Consider the following 18,748-nt stretch of genomic DNA (forward strand, 5'->3'; position numbering starts at 1 on the left):
AGCTTGAGCGGTGAGCTGGTGCAGTTCGTGACAGGGCGGGCGAGAGGGATATCCTCTCGCCCGTTTTGCGTTGAGGTGAGGAGGCCGCTGGCGGTGATGGTGCTTGCATAACGGCGTGCCTGTCGCTCATAGTGGCCCCGGATCGCGGCCCTCCCTTGAAGGGCCTGCCTAGGCTGTGTGTCGTGGCCGTTGCCTTTTGCAGAGATGGCCATTATGGGGCGGTTTATCGTCTTTCATGTCAACGATTCTGGTGAATAGAAGATGTTTTTTCGCTCGATTTCATTCAAGAAGTCAGAATTTATTAATATATATGTAAGGGTAAATTATGGGATTCTTGTTTCATCAATATTTTATGTATTCTTTTACTCCAGAGCGATGTTGTTTTATGTTCGGCCATATGATGCTCTGGTTTACTGCGCAGTCATGCTGCTTTTTTCGCAGGTTATATCAATTATCCTGTCGGCATTGATTTTCTTTGTGTTGAAGTCGATCAAGGCGTTCTTTCACAAGAAGGATATTTTCGAACACACCTATCCTGTTGTCTCTGCAGTTAGCTGGGGACTGGGGTTTACGACCTTTTTGATTGTGATGGACAGGGTTTTCATTAACCAGAAGTTCCTGTCTGTGGTGCACATTTCCGAGCTTGTCCGGCTTGCGGCTGAAATTGGCCTTGGCGTGCTGATCGTGGGCGGTTCCGTCTTCAGGGCTGTCAAACAGGCTCGCAAGCCTCAGGATGCCGGGCAAACCGGGCAAGCCGATGGGGCCGGGCAGGACGACACGTCTGTCGGACGCCGCATGTTCATGGCCACGGCAGCCTCGGCGGTTGCCGTGGCGACCATCAGTGCCGATATTGCCAGAAAGAAAGGCTTTGCCCTGGAGGTCAAGGACGCAAAGACGCCGAACCGCAATTTCCTGCTGGTGACCTTTGATGCCCTGACAGCCGAAGACATGTCTACCTATGGCTATTATCTGGGAACCACACCCAATATTGATGCCTTTGCCAAATCTGCTGATGTTTACAATAATTTTTATGCCTGCTCGACCTTCACCACGCCGGGCATAGCGGCCATCCTGACTGGCCGCTATCCCTCGCAGACCCAGACCTATCAGTTGGGGAGCATGCTGTACGGGGAAAACGTCTACCGCACACTGCCCGCCCTGCTGAAGACCGAGGGGTACAGGACGGCGTCGGTTTTTGCCAATCCCTATGCCATGCGGTTGATGGGAACAACGCACGGGGCCTTTGACCGCATTGTCTGTCCGTCCCAGATCGGTATGGGACAGTTTCCGCCACCGGAAATCCTCGCCACACCGGGCATCCCCGATGTGATGGACCTGAACATGCGCCTGCTGACCGTCACCGGTCTGGCCGTTCCGGGGTTGCGGCAGCAGGAAACGCTGGAGCCACCGACTGAAACCTTTGCTGCGGCCAAGGCGATGCTGTCCGAACTGAAAGAGCCGTTCTTCGTCTGGATTCACGTCATGGCCCCCCATGCGCCCTATCTGCCGTCCGAAGGGTTCCGCTACCGCTTCCTGGCTCCCGGCCAGTTCGATAGCCGTCAGGACATGCTGCACCCGCGGATCATGGAGCGGAGCAAGGGAGCAGCCAGAATCAAGGACGACATTGCCAAGGTTCGTCTGCGCTATGATGAATGGATTTTGCAGGCTGACAGCGCCTTTGGCGATTTCATCGCCTTTATGGACTCGTCCGGTCTGTCGGCCAACACGGTGACGATGGTTTCGGCAGACCATGGCGAGGTCTTTGATAAAGGCAATTTCGGCCATGGTGGCGACGAATTCCACCGGTCGCTGATCCATATTCCGATGATCCTGAAAACGCCCGGCCAGACCACCGGTCGCCGGATCAATACCGTTGCGGATCAAACGTCGATTGCACCGACCGTGCTTGATTTTGCCGGACTGCCGAGACCGGCATGGATGGCGGGCCCGTCGTTGCGGGCAGTGGCGGCGGAACCTGCCGCACAGGCTCCGGCCGGTCTGGCGATCAATCAATATTTCGAGCGCAACAGCAGCTTTAAGCCGGTGACGACCGGCAAGCTGGGGGCGATCAGCGACGGCTTTCAGTACGTGCGGGATATGGACAGCGGCAAGGAAAGCCTGTACCCGCTGGAGTCCGGCATCGGCGCGGAGGACGAGCACGAGGTCGGTGGCGACATGCGGTTGATGGTGGAAAAAATCCGCCATTCGCTGCAGGAAAAACTGCCTGAAATCAAGCTGTAGGGGATAACGGGTGCAGAACGAAAAAGCCGTGCTGAACCTGAACAGCGCGGCATGGCGCAATCTGGCGCGCTATGGCGAAACAAAGGGGAGCGAAGGACAAAGGCGAGGTCTGTTCGTGCGCAGAAAGGTGATTGCACCGCTGTTGTCCCTGTGTGGCCGGATGCAGCAAGGGCTGTTCCGCGAGCAGGTGCAGGCGCTGTCGTCTGATGCCGCTGCGGATCGTCCTGTGGTGATCACCGGCCACTGGCGATCGGGCACCACCCATTTGCACACCCTGCTGTCGCTTGATCCTCAATTTACCTTTCCGACCACTGCCAGTTGCATGAACCCGCATGCGTTCATGCTGGGGGCGGGCAAGGTAGCAGGTGCGGCGGTCAAGCGTCCGATGGACGAGGTGATGATCGCGGGTGACTCGCCACAGGAAGATGAATTTGCCCTGCTGGCGATGGGGGCCCGCTCGCCGTACGAAGCCTTGCTGTACCCGCGCCATCTGGCGGATGCCTTGTCGCTGGCTGACCCCGACGATTTGAGCGAGCCAGAGCGCCGGGCCTGGCAGGAGACGTTCCTGTTTTTCACCCGGGCGACCTCGCTGCTGGGGGGAAAGCGACCGGTGGTGCTGAAATCCCCGACCCATACCGGTCGGGTCGGTACCATCGCCGCTCTGCTGCCACAGGCCCGCTTTGTGATGATCCGGCGCAATCCGCAGGAGGTGTTCGAATCCACATTCCGCATGTGGCGCTCGATGTTTGATCTCTATGCCCTTGGCCCACCGCTGGCCGATGATGGCCTGCGGCAGGTGATTCTGGACAACCGGGTGGTCATGGAACGCAAGTTCGCCGCCGCTGCCGCCCGCCTGCCAGCAGGACGGCTGGCATACGTCGATTACGAGCGGCTGGTGGCTGATCCGCTGCCCGAGCTTCACGCCCTGTATCAGACCTTGGGGCTGGACAGCAGCTTTCTGCACACGCAGGCACTGGCCGACAAGCTGGAACGCGATCGCAGCTATACTGCCCGCCGCGCGCTGCCACCCGCCGACTGGCAGCGGCGGGTGGAAAAGGTCTGGACAGAATTTTTCTGACTTTCCATAATCCCGCACCCTGCAGGTCATCACCGGATGGTGACTAGAGCATTGTGCGAAAAGTGGGAACCGGTTTTCGCAAGAACAATGCGACAAAACAAAAAGTTAGAGCAGCGTGCCTGCGTCCGGTTTAACGCACGCTGCTCTAAAACAGATGAAACGAGCGGCAAAATGACCAAGTCTGCACTCAAACTGGCTGTGCTGCTGTTTTTCACCATGGCCGTTGGTCATCCGGCATATGCCTACATTGACCCCAATACCGGCGGGCTTTTACTGCAGATCCTGACGCCAATTCTGGGGATTATCGTCTTTTTCTGGCGGCGGGTCCTGTTGATCGGCAGGCAGATTGTGGACAAGCTGTTCGGGCGCAAGTCTGTCTAGACCAGCGCGCGTTACATGTGACGCCACAGTACACGACACAAAACAAAAAGATCATGGAGCGCTGCTCCAAACCTCGCCGGGGCCTTGAGGCCCCGGACCCCATTGATTTGATATTGAAAGAAAAAATGGGGGCTTGGGGGCATCGCACCCAAACGGGTATGGGCGGTAGCCCATTCTTCTGCACGGACTGTCGTGTACTGTGATCTGACCCAGGCACGCTGGTCTAACCTTTTGTTCTGTCGCATTGTTCTTGCGAAAACCGGTTCCCGCTTTTCGCACAATACTCTAAGGCTGGCAGGTCACAAATGCGAACAGGGCGAGAGGATGTGATCCTCTCGCCCTGTTTCTTTACCCGTTACTGCACCATGCCATCGTCAAATTCTTCATGCGGCATGTGGTGCTTTTCATGCACCGGACGGACCAGCATGTTGGCGATCAGGCCGATCACCAGCAACCCGGCCATGGTGTACATGGTGGTATTGTACAGGCTGGGGGTGGGGTCGATGGTCCCCGCCGGGGCGATTTCCATCAGTTTGGCGATGGTGACGGTTTTGGCGGCCACCAGCTCGTTCAGGTGATCGACGGTGGCGCCGAACTTGCTCTGGAAGGCGGCGGGATCAACCTTGGCCGCCAGTGCCTTCAGCTCGGATTGCAGCGAGCGGTCACGCAGTTCGGTAATCGCCAGCGGCCCGAGAACCCCGGCGGTGCTCCAGGCGGTCAGCAGGCGGCCATGGATGCCACCGACGAACTTGGTGCCAAAGATATCGGCCAGATAGGCCGGGATGGTGGCAAAGCCGCCGCCGTACATGGTGAAGATGATCATCGTCACCGCATAGAACATCACCAGCCACATCACGGCGGGGTGGGCGCTGACCTGCTGGGCGGTGAAGGGGATCGAGACGTACAGGATGATCCCGAGAACAAAGAACACAAAGTAGGTGTTCTTGCGACCGAGGAAATCCGAGGTCGAAGCCCAGAAGAACCGCCCGACCATGTTGAACACGCTGATCATCAGCACATAGGTGGCAGCAAAGCCGCCGTTGACGATCATCGGCAGGGTCGAGCCGAAGATTTCACTCATCATGGTCTTGGCAACGCCCAGCACGCCGATACCGGCGGTGACGTTGGTGCACAGCACCAGCCACAGGAAATAGAATTGCGGAGTCTTCAGCGCCTGATCGATATGGACATGGTTGCGGGTGATCATTTTGGAACTGGCGCTGCTGGCTGCAGGCGGAGCCCAGCCCGCCGGGGTCCAGCCGGGGCGTGGCACGCGGAACGAAAAGGCGGCGGCAACCATCACGATGAAGTAAATCACCCCGAGGGTAAAGAACACCGCCGCCGCCCCGGTGGAGCCGGTGCCGACCACATAGACGCCTTCCGCGCCGGGGATCGGCATCTTGGCGGCATCGGCGGCGCTGGCCACCACCACTTCCTTCAGGCTGCCGGCGACCTGCGCGAAACGCTTGCCGCCTTCGGTGGTCAGGGCGACGTCACTGGCTTTGCCGAGGTACTGCGGGGCCTCGAAATAGATCTTCAGCAGCCATTCCTTGAACGGAGCCCCGATCATTGCGCCGCCGCCAAAGCCCATGATTGCCATGCCGGTGGCCATCCCCCGGCGATCAGGGAACCAGCGGATCAGCGTTGACACCGGCGAGACATAGCCCAGCCCCAGCCCGCAACCGCCCAGCACGCCGTATCCGAGGTATAACAGCCACAACTGATGATAGGCAATTCCGACGCTGCCGATCACAAAACCACCGCCCCAGCAGCAGGCGGCAACAAAGCCGACCATGCGCGGGCCGACCTTTTCCAGCCACTTGCCGCCAAAGGCTGCCGACAGGCCGAGAAAGACGATTGCCACTGAGAAAATCCACACCACCGAGGTCAGCGACCAGTCGGCGGAGGAACTGGCCACCACTCCCAGTTCCTTGGTCAGGGCGGGATTAAAGATGCTCCAGGCATAGACCGAGCCGATGCACAGGTGGATGGCGACCGAGGCCGGAGGAACCAGCCAGCGGTTATAGCCTTCAGGAGCAACGATCTGCTCCTTTTTGAGACCCTCAATAATGTTCACTGTCAATGCCTCCCAGATGCTCCCTGCCGCTGCCAGTGTCTGGTCTTGTCAGACAGGGATGTGTGCGGGCGAACAGTCGCCCGTGCCGTGAAAAGGGTGGGGATGGGCTGTCCTATGACCGCGATAGTGAAACGGATTCGTTCCGTTCGGCCATGGCGGCGACCACCAGCGGATGCAGCCCCTTGCCACCTTGCAGGATGTAATCGCGCAGGTGGCTGCGCATGCGCGGTTCCCAGAAACTGGTGATGTGGTTGTGGACTTCCTGTTCGCCCGTCCGGGCGGGATACGAGGCGAAATAGGCGGCGATCTGGTTCGCCATCCGCACCATGTCCTGTTCTTTCATGCGCGATCCCCCTGCATGGTCTGCTGAGTATGGTCATCGGGAGGCGTGAACAGCACCACACCGCCCCCCTTGCTGCGGCTGGCGAGCACCATTCCGGCTGCCCCGGCCAGTTCCAGGGCGAGGGCGGTCGGAGCGGACAGGGTCGCCAGACAGGCAATACCGACGGCGCAGGCTTTCTGCACCAGTTCAAAGCTACACCGGCTGGACATCACCACAAAACCATCCTCAAGACTGATGTCCTGCCGGGCACAGGCCCCGATCAGCTTGTCGAGGGCGTTATGGCGGCCGACGTCTTCGCGGGCGAGCACGATGGTGCCGTCGGCCTGACAAAAGGCTGCCGCATGGACGGAAAAGTTCTGCCGGTTGAGCGGCTGGTGATCGGGCAGGGCGCGCAGGGCGGCGATGATCGCCTGCGGCGGGATACGGGCAGCGGCGGCCCGGCGGTCGGACGGCAGCAGGTGCGGCGGGCGGATGGCCTGTTCCAGACTTTCCACCCCGCACAGCCCACAGCCAGAGCGCCCGGCCATGCTGCGGCTGGGGGCGGCGTCGTGGTCGAGGGCCTCGGGTGTCACCGCCATCGCCACCATCACCCCGGGGGGATGGGGAACCAGATGAATGTCTTCGATGGCCGATGCCGACGTCAACAGTCCTTCGGCGAGTGAAAAGCCGACTGCGAAATCTTCCAGATCGGCCGGGGTGGCCATCATCACCGCATGCGAAACGCCGTTATAGACCAGCGCCACCGGTGTTTCGTCCGGCACCTGCCAGCTGACCGCTTCCGGCTTGTCGTGTGGGCGGTGCCCGATCCCGTGCGCTTCCCGTGATCCACCGGGCACGAACGGCGGCAGGTCGTCGTCGTCCAGCAGGTCGGTCAGGGGCAGGGCACACACGGGGTCGGTCATCGTCAGGCTCTCTCTGCTATTCTGCCGCCGGTGGCGCAATCCGCCGGCGTTCACTGTCGGCGTCCTGCTTTTGCACCTGCCAGTCCGACGCCTGATTTGATCGCGTCACCTGCACGGCGGTTCGTTTGTATTCGGGGCAATTGGTCGCCCAGTCGGAATGGTCGGTGGTGACAACGTTGGCACCGGTCACCGGGTGGTGGAAGGTGGTGTAGACCACCCCCTGCGGCATGCGGTCAGACAGGCAGGCGCGCAGGGTGGTGGCCCCCATCCGGCTGGCGAGCGATACCATTTCGCCGTCCTGAATGCCACGCTGTTCCGCATCGTGGGGGTGAATTTCCAGAATGTCTTCCGGGTGCCAGGCAACGTTGTCGGTGCGGCGGGTCTGGGCGCCGACGTTGTACTGGCTGAGGATGCGGCCCGTGGTCAGGATCAGCGGGAAGAAGCGCGAGGTGCGTTCGTCACTGGGGACGAATTCGGTGATCATGAACCGGCCCTTGCCGCGGACAAAGCCACCGATGTGCATCGTTGGGGTGCCATCGGGGGCGGCATCGTTGCACGGCCACTGAACGCTGCCCTTGCGGTCGAGCAGGTCAAAGGACACCCCGCGGAAGGTCGGGGTGACGCGGGCGATTTCGTCCATGATGTCGGCGGCACTGTCATAGTGCATCGGATAGCCCATGGCGGTGGCCAGCTCGCAGGTCACTTGCCATTCGGCCTTGCCGGTCTTGCTGGCCATCACCGGGCGAACGCGGTTGATGCGGCGTTCGGCGTTGGTAAAGGTGCCGTCCTTTTCAAGAAACGAAGTGCCGGGCAGGAACACATGGGCAAAGGCGGCGGTTTCGTTCAGGAACAGGTCCTGCACCACCAGACAGTCGAGGCTTTCCAGCGCGCTGGTGACATGCTGGGTGTTGGGGTCGGACTGGGCGATGTCTTCGCCCTGCACGTACAGGCCGCGATAGGTTCCGGCGAGGGCGGCGTCAAACATGTTGGGGATGCGCAGGCCCGGCTCCGCCGACAGGGCGGTGCCCCATACCACTTCAAACAGGGCGCGGACGGTATCATCCGACACATGGCGATAGCCGGGAAATTCGTGCGGGAACGACCCCATGTCGCACGAGCCCTGCACGTTGTTCTGACCGCGCAGCGGGTTGATGCCGACGCCTTCGCGGCCAATGTTGCCGGTCAGCATGGCGAGGTTGGCCATGCCGATCACCATCGTCGAGCCTTGCGAGTGCTCGGTCACCCCCAGCCCGTAATAGATGGCGGCATTGCCACCGGTGGCATACAGGCGGGCGGCTCCGCGCAGGTCGGCGGCGGGGATGCCGGTCAGGCTTTCGACCGCTTCGGGGGCGTGGCGGGGATCGCGGATGAACTCCAGCCAGTAGGCAAAGTCGGCTTCGTCGCAGCGTTCGGCGATGAAGGCGCGGTTTTCCAGTCCTTCGCTGACGATCACATGGGCCAGTGCATTGACCAGGGCGACGTTGGCACCGGGTTGCAGTTGCAGGTGATAATCGGCCTTGATGTGCGGGCTGCGCACCAGATCAATCCGGCGCGGATCGACCACGATCAGCCGCGCCCCGGCACGCAGGCGCTTTTTCAGCCGCGAGGCAAACACCGGATGGCCATCGGTCGGGTTGGCCCCGATCACCATCACCACATCGGCCTGTTCAACGCTGCGGAAATCCTGCGTCCCCGCCGAGGTGCCAAAGGTCTTGGACAGGCCATAGCCGGTGGGAGAATGGCAGACGCGGGCACAGGTATCGACGTTGTTGGTACCAAAGGCGGCGCGGATGGCCTTTTGCACCACATAGACTTCCTCGTTGGTGCAGCGTGACGAGGTGATGCCGCCGATGGCGTCCTTGCCATAGCGTGCCTGAATGGCCTTGAAACGCTCGGCGGCAAAGCCGATGGCGGTTTCCCAACTGACCGGAGTCCACGGATCACTGATCTTGTCGCGGATCATCGGGGTGGTGATGCGGTCGCTGTGGGTGGCGTAGCCAAAGGCGAACCGGCCCTTGACGCAGCTATGGCCTTCGTTGGCCCCGCCATCCTTGTAGGGCACCATCCGCACCACCGTTTCGCCCTGCATCTCGGCCTTGAACGAGCAGCCAACGCCGCAATAGGCGCAGGTGGTGATGACGCTGTGCTCGGGCTGGCCGTGCTCGATGATGCTGTTTTCGCTGAGGGTCGCGGTGGGGCAGGCCTGCACGCAGGCCCCGCAGGACACGCAATCGCTGTCCATGAACGACTGGGCGGCACCGGGCGAGACCTTGGAGTCAAAGCCCCGGCCCTGAATGGTCAGGGCAAAGGTGCCCTGAATGTCTTCACAGGCCCGCACACAGCGCGAACAGACGATGCATTTCGACGGGTCAAAGGTGAAATAGGGGTTTGATGTGTCCTTTTCCTGCCGCAGATGGTTTTCCCCGTCAAAGCCATAGCGCACATCGCGCAGGCCAACGGTTCCGGCCATCGTTTGCAGCTCGCAATTGCCATTGGCCGGGCAGGTCAGGCAGTCGAGCGGATGATCGGAGATATATAGCTCCATCACCCCCTTGCGCAGCTTGGCGAGGCGGGGGTTCTGGGTGCAGACCTGCATTCCTTCGGCCACCGGGGTGGTGCAGGAGGCCGGAGTCCCCCGCCGTCCCTGGATTTCGACCAGACACAGGCGGCAGGAGCCGAACGGGTTCAGGCTGTCGGTGGCGCACAGGCGGGGAATGTCGATCCCGGCTTCGGAGGCCGCCCGCATCACCGACGTTCCGGTGGGGACCGTCACCTGCCGCCCGTCAATGGTCAGGCTGACCGGTGCACCGCCGGGTTTGGCCGGGGTGCCATGGTCGGTTTCACGGATCAGGGCGGGCGTTCCGCAATGGGGGGAAGTCATCGGGCGTCCTCCTTATTCCGCGGCCTGCGTGTGGGCCGGGCGGTGGAAGTCTTCGGGGAAGTGCTTGATGGCGCTGCGCACCGGCATCGGGGTCATCCCGCCCATGGCGCACAGCGAGCCGTCGGTCATCACCTGACACAGGTCATCGAGCAGGGCGAGGTTGGCCTCGCGGTTGTGTCCGGCAATGATCCTGTCGAGGACTTCGACCCCCCGGGTGCTGCCAATGCGGCAGGGAGTGCATTTGCCACAGCTTTCGGCGGCACAGAACTCCATCGCAAAGCGGGCCATGCGCGCCATGTCCACCCGGTCATCGAACACCACGATGCCGCCGTGACCAACCATTGCTTCCTGTGCGGCAAAGGCTTCGTAGTCTTTCGGCAGGTGGAACTTGTCTTCGGGTAAATAAGCCCCCAGCGGCCCGCCGACCTGCACCGCCCGGATCGGTCGCCCGCTGGCCGAGCCACCGCCAAAGCGGTAAATCAGGTCATGCAGGGTGATGCCAAAGGCCTTTTCGACGATCCCGCCATGCTTGATGTTGCCTGCCAACTGGAACGGCTGGGTCCCGCGCGAGCGGCCAACCCCGAAGTCGCGGTACGCACTGGCTCCGTTGGCCATGATCACCGGCACCGAGCACAGCGACAGCACGTTGTTGACCACCGTCGGCTTGCCGAACAGCCCTTCGAGTGCGGGCAGCGGCGGTTTGGCCCGCACCAGCCCGCGTTTGCCCTCCAGACTTTCCAGCATCGAGGTTTCTTCGCCGCAGATGTAGGCCCCGGCACCGATGCGGACCTCCAGATGGAAGCTGTGGGCGGTGCCATGGATGCCATCGCCCAGCCATTCCTGCTGATAGGCCAGCCGGATCGCTGCGCGCAGGGTGTCGGCGGCGTGCGGATATTCCGAGCGCAGGTAGACATAGCCCTGCCGCGCCCCGACGGCGAGGGCGGCAATGGTCATGCCTTCGATCAGGGTGAACGGGTCGCCCTCGATGATCATCCGGTCGGCAAAGGTGCCGCTGTCGCCTTCGTCGGCGTTGCAGCAGATGAATTTCTCGTCGGCGTGGGCGTCGTGGACCGTCTTCCACTTGATGCCGGTGGGAAAGCCTGCCCCGCCGCGTCCGCGCAGGCCGCTGTCGGTGACTTCGGCGCAGATTTCGGCCCCGCTCATGGTCAGGGCGCGTTCCAGCCCGGCAAAGCCGCCATGGGCGCGGTAATCTTCGACCGACAGCGGATCAATCACCCCGCAGCGGGCAAAGGTCAGCCGTTCCTGATGCTTCAGATACCAGATCTCTTCGGTCAGGCCGTGGCCCAGCGGGTGGGGCTCGCCGGTCAGGAACCCGGCATCGAACAGTTCGGCGACATCGGCGGCGCTGACCGGGCCATAGGCCACCCGTCCGGCGGGGGTGCTGACCTCGACCAGCGGTTCCAGCCACAGCATCCCGCGCGAGCCATTGCGCACCAGATGGAGATCAATCCCGCGCCGCTCGGCTTCGAGGCTGAGGGCGGCGGCCACCTCGTCGGCACCAACCGACAGGGCGGCAGCATCGCGGGGGATGTAAACGACGGGACGGCTCATTCGGCGGCCTCCTGCACCAGTGGGGCGGTCAGGGCATCAAAGCGGGCGGGCGAGACGCGGCCATGCAGCGTGTCATCCAGCAACAGCGACGGCGACAGGGCGCAGTTGCCGAGGCAATAGACCGCCTCCAGCGAGAACCGCCCGTCGGCCGAGGTATGACCAAAGTCAATCCGCAGGTGATCCTGAATGTGGGCAATCAGCGCCTCGGCCCCCATCGACTGGCAGGCTTCGGCGCGGCAGACCTTCAGCACATGCTGGCCGGGGCGCTGGCGGCGGAATTCGTGATAGAACGACACCACCCCGTGGATTTCAGCCCGCGACAGGTTCAGCGTTTTCGCCAGCAGCGGCAGGGCCGCATCGTCGATATAGCCGAACTCTTCCTGCAGGGCGTGCAGCATCGGCAGCAAGGCGCCGCGAAGATGCTGGTGTTCTGCGAGAATTGCGCAGGCGCGTTCCTCTGCCCATGGCCGATGCCGTTCCATCCTGTATCCCTCTGCGGTGCCAACCGGTCTCCATAAGGGTAGGATTGGGCAGGGAAAAGCAGTCGGCAAATTGTATTTTTCCATGCGGCAATAGCAAAAAGCTATGACGCCCTGCGGTATGCGGGCGGAATCAGCCGGGTTCTGATAGTTTTTTTAGGGGGTTCGGTCGCCGCCGGGGTGTGCCGGCGCCCGCCCGAACGGGGGTGGGTCACAGCGTGACCGATGGCCGTCCGCGCGGGTTGGGCGGGTCCTGAATGCCCATTTTGCCCAGTGTTTCGCTGGTAAAACGGGCGATGTGGGCGGTCAGATGTTCTTCGACGGCCACCGTTGCCAGCGCCCGCGCCAATGGAACCGGTGGTTGACGATTGGCGTAGACCAGTCCGACCACATAGGTCACATCGGGGGCTATCAACGGCAGGGCAATCATCTCCGGGGTCAGCGGCAGCAGGGTCAACAATTGTCCCGGCACCACGCTCGACCATGGTCCGGTGCGGACATTGGTGTACAGGGTCATCAGTGAATTGGTCTCGACCTCCGGGCTGATCACCCGGTCGGCCATGCGAAAGGCAGACTCGGCGATGCGGCGATTCTGCATGTCGCGGGTCAGCAGGCACAGGCGGTGATTGGCCGCCTCGGCCCATGACAGACAGGTCAGATCGCGCAGGGCCTCACTGCGGCGGGTCAGCAGGTAATAGCGTTCGGAATACAGCGGCTGCATGCGGACATTGATCAGCGGCTCGTTGTCGAGATAGGTGATGCCAGCGTCCAGCTCGAACTCGTCCAGCCCGCGCTGGATGTCACGCGAACTTTGCGACAGCAGGGAAATGCGGACGTGGGGAAAGCGGCTGCTGAACGGGGCGATCAGGTGGCTGACCGCCGGCAGGGCGGTGGGGATCACCCCCAGCCGCAACTCGCCGGGCAGGTCAACGCCATCGCGGCGCAGTTCCTGCCGCAGGGTTTCCTGTTCCTGCAGGATGCGGCGAGCGGTTTCGATCACCTTCAGCCCTTCGAGGGTGAAGCCGCGAAAGGACTGGCCGCGTTCGACAATCAGCACGCCAAGCTCGTCTTCCAGCAGGCGGATGGCATTCGACAGCGTCGGCTGCGAGACATGGCATTCGGCGGCGGCACGGCCAAAGTGATGATGGCGGGCGAGAGCCAACAGATACTGGTATTTCCTGAACACGGGCCCCTCCCGCAGGTACTGGTTATCCTCCGCACAGCGGCGTCAGGAAGGTCGCATCATCGGCCTCGCGCAGGGCGCGGGTCGGGCGTCCGTGGTCATCAAGCAGGCCAAAGCGGTGCAGGTGAGTGACGATTTTCACGAAATGCGCCTTGTTCTGGGTATTGGCGCCGCCTTCCAGCCAGTTCTGCTCCAGAAAGGCCAGAATGGCGGGCTGGTTGACCTCGGCTTCCCACAGGATGCCCTGCAACGAGGCCAGCGCCTCTTCCATTTCGCGCTCGACGCCGTGAACGGTCATCGCCTGATCGGCCTCGCTGCGGCAGCCGGTTTCCGGCCCGGCCCCCAGCCCGAAATCCAGCGCCGTCCGCCGTTCCGGGGCGCAGACCTGCAAATGGCCGATTTCGTGGATGATCACCGATGGCTCCATCTGGACCGCCACCGCCTGACCGTCCCACGTATAGCCGCTGGTCGGCGGCTGTTCCAGAACGCCCATCCCAAAAGTGCGGATCAGCGCCACCGCTTCGGCCTGATGGCGGGGGTTCTGCGACAGCTCCAGCGTTTCATCCTCGACATGGGCGAGGGTGGCGGCAATCCGGCGAAAGGCTTTTTGCGCCAGCGGCTGGTCGTCAAGGCACAGGTCGAACTGCTCCAGCGCGGTTGGCAGGTCGGGCAGGGCAATCGGGGTCAGGATCATCGGGCATCCATACGGGCTGTCAGGGTATTCACCGCGCAGGAGCTACACCAGTTGCGCCCGGAAGGCAACCGGTGCTGATCATTCTGCCGGGGCTCCTTCGGCGGTGGGGTCGATCTCTTCCAGCGCGTCGTCTTCGTCGGGGGTGTCTTCGGCGGCGGAGACCAGCGCGGTGACCACGCAGTTCAGGAACACGTTGGCAAAGGTGCGCAGCGGGGTCATGATCGGCTCAACGGCGATGAACAGCGGCAGAACCCCGTCCAGCGGCATGTTCAGCGGCCCCAGCACGATCCCCAGCATCGCCAGCGTCACCGCCCCCGAGGCTCCGGCGGTGGCGATCCCGGCCAGAATGCAGCCGACCACGATGAACACCATCTGGATCAGCGAGACGTCGACCTGATACAGCTGGGCGATGAACAGGGTGGCAACGGCGAAATACACCACGTTGCCATAGCGGCAGATGCCGATGCCCAGCGGCACCAGCAGCCCGACATCGCGTTCGTTCAGGCGATAGCCTTCGTGCAGGGCGGTGATGCACGACGGCACACAGGCCATGCTGTTGCCGGTGGCAATCGACAGGATCAGCGGTTGGCGCAGTTCTGACAGGATGGTCCCCAGCGGGCATTTCAGGCGGTGCCACAAGATCAGCACCCCGATGACGAACATCAGGACATAACAGGCGCCCACCACCCCGACAAAGCCCATCATCATCAGGATGATGTCGGCCCCGGCGCTGGCAATCTGGACGGCAACCATTGCACACAGGCCGAGGGGCAGGATGTACATCATCCAGTGCACCAGCCGGTCAAGGGCACGATAGGCCGATTCCAGCGCATGGAACATCGAGCCGGAGGTTTCTCGCGGCACCGAGCCCAGCGCGATGCCGAACATCATCGAAAACACCAGCACCTGCAAGGTCGCGCCGCTGGCCATCGCCTGAAAGACGTTGGCCGGGACCATTTGCAGCAGGAACGGCAGGAAGCCACTTTCCTTCGGCGGCGCAGGCGGGGCATTCAGCGCCATTTCCAGATCGGGAGAATAACCGCCCTGCTGGACGATCGACCCCAGCAGGCGCAGGTCTTCGGCCCCGACATTGCCGGGTTCACCGATCACCGCCACGATCAGGCCGATGATCCCGGAAATGGTAAAGGTGGCGAGAAAGGCGAACAGCAGGCGGAACAGATAGGCTCCACTGGCCCCCGATGACATCAGTTTGCCCATGTTGAGGGCGATGGCCGAAATCAGGATCGGCACCACTGTCATCTTGAGAAAGGTCAGATAGATGTCACCGAACGGCGCAATGGTGTGTGCCAGCGGTTTGTCATGCAGGCCGATCAGCACGCCACACCCTGCGCCGATGACGATCAGCCAGGGACTGAGCAGGATACGCTGCACTATTGTTTTTTGCGCCGCCATGGCGACTCTCCTTTGTTCGTGTACAGCGGGCATCGGCCCTTCGGCCTGATCATCCCGTCAGAATGCCCCGTCCATCAGGGGCAACCGGCCATCAAGAATCTGGTCAACCGACAGGGTGATTGCCAGATCATCCAGATGCAGGTTCAACAGGGTCAGCAGGGTGGTGTCATCCGGGTTCACCGCAATGGCGATCGGGTCAACCGTGTCGGTCAACACCACCGTGCGCAGCATGAACAGGATTTCCGGCTGGGCCTTGATGATTTTCTTGATTTCGACTTCATCGCGGAAGGCGGCGGTGACATCGCCCTTGGTCACCGCCTGCACCAGACTGGGCCAGTCGGGGTAGCCGACGATCTCTGCATGGGGGAATTTCTGGTGGGCAAACTGTTCATAGGATGATCCGGCCAGCACGCCGACCCGACCATTCAGGTTGCGGATGGCCTGTTCCGGTTCGCCGCCATTGCTGATCTGCGCCAGTTGCAGGCGGTTGACCAGTAGGGCCTGACGGAGTTTCAGATAGGGCTTGGTATAGGCAACGCGCATCGCGCGGGGAAAGGTGCGGCTGATTTTGGAAATGGCGATATCGGCTTCGCCACGGGCCACCATGTCCACCACCGCATCAAAGGTGGCTCCGGTGCGGATGAACACCGGGCGCACCCCCAGACGGCGGGCAAAGCTGCGGACGATCTCGACATCAAAGCCGCTCATCTGCCCGCGGGCGTCCATGCTGTAAAACGGCGGATTGTCACGCTGGTACATCGACACCAGCAGGGTGCCGCGTTCCTTGACCCGCTGAATGTCCAGCGCCAGCGGCATCTCGCCATCGGCCCGGACCGGGGATGCTCCCAGCAGGACAGCGGCCAGGAACACCTGTACGAACAGCAACGCAATGCCCATGCGGCTCGGGCCTGATCCTGATCGGTGTCGTTGGTGACGTTTCAAACACGCCAACAGCCCCATAACGCAGTTCCCCCAGCCGTGATGCCTGAGTCATGGCGCCTTTTCAGAGTGATGGGCACCTTACGCTCGCGATGGTACCATACGTGTTACGATAGAGCCATGACCGGGAAAAAGACGTTAACGGTTTGACATAACCGGAGCGCGCTGGGCGCTCCGGTCGTTTTGTGCGTAGCCCTCAGGCGGCGGGCGCAGGCTCCGCCTGCTGGCCTTGCGCCCGCATGGGCGGGCGGGCCCTCAATGGGCCAGCCGGAGCGCGCAGGGCGCTCCGGTTATGTTGTGCGTAGCCCTCAGATAGTGGGCGCAGGCTCTGCCTGAGGGTTTTACGCCTGGCGCAAAAAGCCGACAATCCACCCGGCCACCCGTTGTTGTTCCGGCTGAAGATCCCCGCGCGCCACCGCCTGTTCGGCAGCGGACGCCTGTTCAGCCGGGATGGCACTCCCCGAAAGCACATGGATCAGGTCGCGTTCATAGGCCGGGGTGAATTCCGGGTGGGCCTGAAAGCTGAGGGCGATATCCCGCGTGCCGTCTGCCGACGGATAACAGAGGGCGGCATGGGGGCAGAAGTCCGACGAGGCCAGCACCTGCGCTGACGGCGGCAGCTCCTGCACCTGATCCTGATGCATGGCATTCAGGCGGAAGTCGGTCGGGGGGGCGGCTTCGCCCATCCACGGGCGGGGATCATCGACCTGATACTGGTGGACGGCAATGCCCCAGCCTTTTTCCGACTTGCGCACCTTGCCCCCCAGAGCTTCGGCCAGAATCTGGTGACCAAAGCAGATCCCCACCACCGGCCGTTCGGCGGCCACCGCCTGCCGCAAAAACTCCTGCAGGCGCAGCATCCACGGCAGGCCCTCATAGACCCCATGGCGCGAGCCGGTGATCAGCCAGCCGTCGCAGGCATCGACCGAGGCCGGGAACTGGTCATCAAGGACGGCAAACACCTCAAAGGTGATCTCGGGGGCCTGTTCGGCGAACAGACGGCGGAACATGTCGATGTACGAGCCGTGCGCGGCATGCAGTGCCTCGCGGCTGCGTCCGGTTTCGAGAATGCCGATCCGCATTGCTTACACTCCCAGTTTGTCCCGCAGGCCATACCACCACGCGCCCAGCGCGGTCAGCGGCACGCGCAGCGCCCGGCCACCGGGGAAGGGATAATAGGGCAGATTGGCAAAAGCATCAAAGCGGGTGGCATCCCCACAAATGGCTTCCGCAATCAGGCGACCGGCCAGATGGGTGCAGGTGACGCCGTGGCCGCTGTAGCCGTGGGCAAAATAGACGTTGCCCGGCAGGCGGCCAAAGTGCGGGATGCGGGTCATGGTCAGGGCAAAGTTGCCGCTCCACGCAAAATCCAGCCGCACGCCCTTCAGGCGCGGGAACACCTTTTCCAGATGCGGGCGCAGCCACGCCTGAATGTCCGCCGGTTCGGCCCCGCCATAGACGATGCCGCCGCCAAACAGCAGGCGGTGGTCTTCGGTCGGGCGGAAGTAATCCAGCACATAGTTGGCATCTTCGACGGCGGTCATGGTCGGGAACAGCTCGTTGATCACCGCTTCGCCCAGCACTTCGGTGGTCACCACCTGCGTGCTGACCGGCATGATCTTGGCGGTCAGTTCCGGTACCGCATCGCCCAGATAGGCATTGCCGCAGGTGACGGCATAGCGGGCTGACACCTGACCTTCCGGGGTGTGGATCACCGGCGTCGGGCCGCTGCGGTCAATGCGCAGGACGCGGGTCTGTTCGTAAATCACTCCGTCCAGACTTTCCAGCGCTGCTGCTTCGCCCAGCGCCAGATTCAGCGGGTGCATGTGGCCGCCGCGATGGTCGATCATGCCACCGACATAGACATCGCTGCCGACATGCCGCCGCAGGCCGTCACGGTCGAGGACTTCCAGACCATCGTGGCCATGGCGCAGCCAGTTTTCGCGCATCCCGCTCAGTTCGCGCATCTGCTTCTGGCTATAGGCGGCAAAGACGTTGGTCGGGCGGTAGGCACAGGCGATACCGTATTTGGCGATCCGCTCGCGGATGATGTCGCCGCCTTCCAGCGACATTTTGCCCAGTGTGCGGGCGGCCTCGAGGCCATAGCGGTGCTCGATCACCTCCAGATCACGGCTATAGCCATTGACGATCTGCCCGCCGTTGCGGCCCGAAGCGCCCCAGCCGATGCGGGCGGCTTCGAGCAGGACCACTTTAAAGCCGCGTTCGGCCAGATGCAGCGCCGCCGACAGCCCGGTGAAGCCACCGCCAATCACGCAGATATCGCTTTCCACCGGCCCCTTCAGCGATGGCCGTTCCGGCGTCGGGTTGGCCGTCGCGGCATAGTAGGTCTGCGGCAGTTCACCCTGAGGGATGGAAGACGGATGCGCCATGCTGGGGCCTCTTGGATTGTGGGACGCCGGAAATGTGGCGTGTTCTGTGATCACAGCAAAGGATGGCGGCGGCGTCAAATAAAATGTGATCACTTTTTTCGCAATGCAGCCATTCGGCTTCCGGTTGACGCGGTGCAGCGACAAGGGTAAAGGCCACTGAGATCAGAGGTGTTGG

The 18,748-nt window shown here is 62.3% G+C and carries 15 protein-coding genes; 3 read left to right on the forward strand and 12 right to left on the reverse strand.

Features of this window, described 5'->3' with window-relative positions; all coding sequences use genetic code 11:
* Positions 1–624: 624 nt before the first annotated feature.
* The 3 genes from BW995_RS18770 (at position 625) to BW995_RS18780 (ending at position 3,700) form a co-directional block, all read left to right on the forward strand.
* Positions 625–2,241, forward strand: coding sequence for a sulfatase (locus BW995_RS18770; RefSeq protein ID WP_175617128.1), 1,617 nt, complete (start codon positions 625–627; stop codon positions 2,239–2,241).
* A 10-nt stretch (positions 2,242–2,251) separates the two neighbouring features.
* Positions 2,252–3,319 (forward strand): sulfotransferase family protein, encoded by a 1,068-nt coding sequence (locus BW995_RS18775; RefSeq protein ID WP_076401973.1) that lies wholly within the window; start codon positions 2,252–2,254, stop codon positions 3,317–3,319.
* Between the two features lie 171 nt (positions 3,320–3,490).
* The gene (locus BW995_RS18780; protein ID WP_076401974.1) at positions 3,491–3,700 is read left to right on the forward strand and encodes a hypothetical protein; all 210 of its coding nucleotides are present in this window, start codon (positions 3,491–3,493) and stop codon (positions 3,698–3,700) included.
* Positions 3,701–4,055: 355 nt separating this feature from the next.
* On the opposite strand, the gene BW995_RS18785 is transcribed toward BW995_RS18780, so the two are convergent.
* From BW995_RS18785 to BW995_RS18840, 12 genes are all read right to left on the reverse strand, one after another.
* Positions 4,056–5,777: an OFA family MFS transporter gene (locus tag BW995_RS18785; RefSeq protein ID WP_084194988.1), complete on the reverse strand. Its 1,722-nt coding sequence runs from the start codon at positions 5,775–5,777 to the stop codon at positions 4,056–4,058.
* A gap of 112 nt (positions 5,778–5,889) precedes the next feature.
* Positions 5,890–6,120, reverse strand: coding sequence for a formate dehydrogenase subunit delta (locus BW995_RS18790; RefSeq protein ID WP_076401976.1), 231 nt, complete (start codon positions 6,118–6,120; stop codon positions 5,890–5,892).
* A complete protein-coding gene (fdhD, locus tag BW995_RS18795; RefSeq protein WP_084194989.1) occupies positions 6,117–7,022 on the reverse strand; it encodes a formate dehydrogenase accessory sulfurtransferase FdhD in 906 nt (301 codons plus the stop codon). Before fdhD ends, BW995_RS18790 begins: the two co-directional genes overlap by 4 nt.
* 16 nt (positions 7,023–7,038) lie before the next feature.
* The gene (gene fdhF, locus BW995_RS18800) at positions 7,039–9,903 is read right to left on the reverse strand and encodes a formate dehydrogenase subunit alpha (protein ID WP_076401977.1); all 2,865 of its coding nucleotides are present in this window, start codon (positions 9,901–9,903) and stop codon (positions 7,039–7,041) included.
* A 12-nt stretch (positions 9,904–9,915) separates the two neighbouring features.
* On the reverse strand, positions 9,916–11,475 hold the full coding sequence (locus tag BW995_RS18805; protein WP_076401978.1) for a formate dehydrogenase beta subunit: 1,560 nt from the start codon (positions 11,473–11,475) through the stop codon (positions 9,916–9,918).
* Complete coding sequence (locus tag BW995_RS18810; protein WP_076401979.1) at positions 11,472–11,957, reverse strand: formate dehydrogenase subunit gamma; 486 nt, start codon at positions 11,955–11,957, stop codon at positions 11,472–11,474. Before BW995_RS18810 ends, BW995_RS18805 begins: the two co-directional genes overlap by 4 nt.
* Positions 11,958–12,165: 208 nt before the next feature.
* Positions 12,166–13,140, reverse strand: coding sequence for a LysR family transcriptional regulator (locus BW995_RS18815; protein WP_076401980.1), 975 nt, complete (start codon positions 13,138–13,140; stop codon positions 12,166–12,168).
* A 22-nt stretch (positions 13,141–13,162) separates the two neighbouring features.
* Entirely contained in the window at positions 13,163–13,831 is a 669-nt protein-coding gene (locus BW995_RS18820; RefSeq protein ID WP_076401981.1) for a hypothetical protein, read from the reverse strand.
* A 78-nt stretch (positions 13,832–13,909) separates the two neighbouring features.
* Positions 13,910–15,244 (reverse strand): dicarboxylate/amino acid:cation symporter, encoded by a 1,335-nt coding sequence (locus tag BW995_RS18825; protein ID WP_076401982.1) that lies wholly within the window; start codon positions 15,242–15,244, stop codon positions 13,910–13,912.
* Between the two features lie 57 nt (positions 15,245–15,301).
* Positions 15,302–16,141: an ABC transporter substrate-binding protein gene (locus BW995_RS18830; protein ID WP_076401983.1), complete on the reverse strand. Its 840-nt coding sequence runs from the start codon at positions 16,139–16,141 to the stop codon at positions 15,302–15,304.
* Between the two features lie 383 nt (positions 16,142–16,524).
* Complete coding sequence (locus BW995_RS18835) at positions 16,525–17,265, reverse strand: type 1 glutamine amidotransferase (RefSeq protein ID WP_076401984.1); 741 nt, start codon at positions 17,263–17,265, stop codon at positions 16,525–16,527.
* Positions 17,266–17,268: 3 nt separating this feature from the next.
* On the reverse strand, positions 17,269–18,573 hold the full coding sequence (locus BW995_RS18840) for an NAD(P)/FAD-dependent oxidoreductase (RefSeq protein ID WP_076401985.1): 1,305 nt from the start codon (positions 18,571–18,573) through the stop codon (positions 17,269–17,271).
* Positions 18,574–18,748 lie beyond the last annotated feature (175 nt).

It is taken from the genome of Insolitispirillum peregrinum (assembly GCF_900156605.1).
GTDB lineage: Bacteria > Pseudomonadota > Alphaproteobacteria > Rhodospirillales > Rhodospirillaceae > Insolitispirillum > Insolitispirillum peregrinum.

Bases quoted from the DNA above. Each gene is read 5' to 3' on its own strand.
- BW995_RS18780 (WP_076401974.1), top strand. From the start codon at position 3,491: ATGACCAAGTCTGCACTCAAACTGGCTGTGCTGCTGTTTTTCACCATG.
- BW995_RS18790 (WP_076401976.1), bottom strand. From the start codon at position 6,120: ATGAAAGAACAGGACATGGTGCGGATGGCGAACCAGATCGCCGCCTAT.
- fdhD (WP_084194989.1), bottom strand. From the start codon at position 7,022: ATGACCGACCCCGTGTGTGCCCTGCCCCTGACCGACCTGCTGGACGAC.
- fdhF (WP_076401977.1), bottom strand. From the start codon at position 9,903: ATGACTTCCCCCCATTGCGGAACGCCCGCCCTGATCCGTGAAACCGAC.
- BW995_RS18805 (WP_076401978.1), bottom strand. From the start codon at position 11,475: ATGAGCCGTCCCGTCGTTTACATCCCCCGCGATGCTGCCGCCCTGTCG.
- BW995_RS18810 (WP_076401979.1), bottom strand. From the start codon at position 11,957: ATGGAACGGCATCGGCCATGGGCAGAGGAACGCGCCTGCGCAATTCTC.
- BW995_RS18820 (WP_076401981.1), bottom strand. From the start codon at position 13,831: ATGATCCTGACCCCGATTGCCCTGCCCGACCTGCCAACCGCGCTGGAG.
- BW995_RS18825 (WP_076401982.1), bottom strand. From the start codon at position 15,244: ATGGCGGCGCAAAAAACAATAGTGCAGCGTATCCTGCTCAGTCCCTGG.
- BW995_RS18830 (WP_076401983.1), bottom strand. From the start codon at position 16,141: ATGGGCATTGCGTTGCTGTTCGTACAGGTGTTCCTGGCCGCTGTCCTG.
- BW995_RS18835 (WP_076401984.1), bottom strand. From the start codon at position 17,265: ATGCGGATCGGCATTCTCGAAACCGGACGCAGCCGCGAGGCACTGCAT.
- BW995_RS18840 (WP_076401985.1), bottom strand. From the start codon at position 18,573: ATGGCGCATCCGTCTTCCATCCCTCAGGGTGAACTGCCGCAGACCTAC.